At 64.4% G+C, this 1,847-nt stretch carries 4 protein-coding genes; 3 read left to right on the top strand and 1 reads right to left on the bottom strand.

The genetic code is table 11. The features are described 5' to 3' along the window. Positions 1-81: 81 nt before the first annotated feature. The 3 genes from B7X32_RS20695 to B7X32_RS20685 are packed head-to-tail and all read left to right on the top strand — an operon-like array spanning position 82 to position 1,142. Complete coding sequence (locus tag B7X32_RS20695) at positions 82-378, top strand: hypothetical protein (protein ID WP_292724075.1); 297 nt, start codon at positions 82-84, stop codon at positions 376-378. Further along, positions 375-695 carry a hypothetical protein gene (locus tag B7X32_RS20690; RefSeq protein ID WP_292724074.1) on the top strand — a complete coding sequence of 107 codons (321 nt, stop codon included), beginning with the start codon at positions 375-377 and terminating at the stop codon, positions 693-695. The genes B7X32_RS20695 and B7X32_RS20690 overlap by 4 nt, the downstream gene beginning before the upstream one ends. Before the next feature lie 60 nt (positions 696-755). Next, on the top strand, positions 756-1,142 hold the full coding sequence (locus tag B7X32_RS20685) for a hypothetical protein (RefSeq protein WP_292724072.1): 387 nt from the start codon (positions 756-758) through the stop codon (positions 1,140-1,142). A gap of 372 nt (positions 1,143-1,514) precedes the next feature. Here the strand turns inward: B7X32_RS20685 and B7X32_RS20680 are convergent. Continuing rightward, positions 1,515-1,847, bottom strand: a 333-nt coding sequence (locus B7X32_RS20680) for an SOS response-associated peptidase family protein (RefSeq protein WP_292724069.1), incomplete at its 5' end; no start/stop codon positions are given.

Raw genomic sequence — 1,847 nt, 5'->3', positions numbered from 1 at the left:
GAAGGTGGCCGGCACAGTCGCCGACGCATGGCCGGTCGCGGAGAACACGCCCACCCTTACGAACAGGGGTGAGGAAGAGCGATGAGCGAGTACACGCCGACGACTGAGCGTCCCATGACCAACAAGCGCTTCCGCATCTGGTACGTCCCGCAGGTCCCGATGAAGGCCTTCACGCGTGAGTTCGACGACCTTGACGCGGCGAAGATGGTGCTGAACGCGGTCATCGACTTCTCCATCTTCGAGTTCGAGAACGACGTGAAGCCCGACTATTCGGACGCTGCCGGCATCTCCCGGTGGGAGTCGGACGGTGATGGCGGGTTCGATTGGTTCGACCTCGAAGAGGACGAGTGGCGCGACGACCTCAGGGATGCGGCATGAGCAACAGCATCGAATGGCAGCAGAGGTACCGACGTGACTTCGAGGAACTCAGGTCAGTGTTTTCAGCTGCAGCGGAGCACCGCAGCGAGCGTGAGCATTTCGATGCCGCAACGGGGGAACTCGGATGGGTGCTCTACGAGCGTGACGTCATGCATGATGCCGTGAACCGGCTTCGTGCCCGGCTCGGTCGCGGTCCGGTGACCGAGGACGACGTCCTGCGGGTGGAGCGGTCAGCGTCCGGCCACATCGACTATGCCCAGAAGTTCGCGCTGGGGTGCGCCGACCTCGTCCATGAAGAGTCGTTCGCACGCGCTTAGGTGACGCCGGGCTGGCACCCCTGTCGCGCCGCACGGGCGCGAACCGCGCATAGCTCGGACGTGAACCTCAACGAGTACGAAGAGCTCGCCCGACCCGTCCCGCCGTCCGCGCCGGTCAGCATCTCGGTTGACGAGCTTGAGGGGCTTCGGGAAGGAACGCTCCTGTACGGCTACACCTGCGACAGGGACAGCTTCCACGTGTACCTGACCGACGGCCTCCTACACCGATTCGTCTACAGCTACGACGGCACCCGCACGTCGTATGTCGCAGGAACCTCTCTGCCAGCCAGAGACATCGTGCCCAACAAGCGGGTCTACCCGGAGCCTACGAGCGTCGAGCTTGTCCGTCTGCTTTGGGCGCGAGGGGTTGATGTGCCGCTGACCCGATACTCCGACGAGCGTGCCGCCCTAGCGATGGGTCATGCCTGGCATGGCAAGGTGAAGTGAGCGGACACCCAGTGGGCTGGAGAGGAGGACCTCATGAGCTTCGCAGCAGACGGCGACTTCGCCGAGCAGCAAGGCATCGTACCGACCTGGTACGGCTACCGTGTGCGTAGCACCGACGCGTTCATCGTTGAGGTGCTCGCGACGGTCTTCAACTGGCGGCTTGTCGTCCACCAGCACGACTCAATGTGTGAGCCGAGCGACATCGCAGCGGGGACCTGCGCCTCCACCTACGAGCATGGCTTCTGCTACTTCGGCCGTGGGCTGAGCACGCTGGCGGAAGCGGTTGCTGCCGGGCTTGCGTGGGAGGACCCCGTTGCGCTCGCTGCCTTCGGGGTACGACAAGCAGGCCTTCTAGCCTCGGGCCGCCGAGGACTATTCAGCCGGAATCGGGACGGCGGGGAGGCCGTCATCTTTCAGCGGCAGCGTTGGGTACTCGTTGAGTTCCTCGGCGACAGCAGCTGAGGCGTTCATGGCGTACTCGATGAACGTGTCATCGCCGAGGATGTCGGGGTTCATCCAGTCCGCCCAGAGCTCCGGGGGCAGAGTTGCTGGCCGCCGGTCGTGAATGTGCGCGAGGTGGGGGACAGCCGCCGTGGTGACGATGGTTGATGTCAGGTTCCAGAAGCCGGGGTCGTCCTCCGACTTCGAGTGGTCCGCCCACCACGAGTAGAGGCCTGCGAACATCAGCAGGCCGTCGCTCGGGTG

The organism is Microbacterium sp. 13-71-7, from assembly GCF_002257455.1.
In the GTDB taxonomy this organism is placed as follows: Bacteria; Actinomycetota; Actinomycetes; order Actinomycetales; family Microbacteriaceae; genus Microbacterium.
This window is presented reverse-complemented; position numbering and strand designations above follow the sequence as displayed.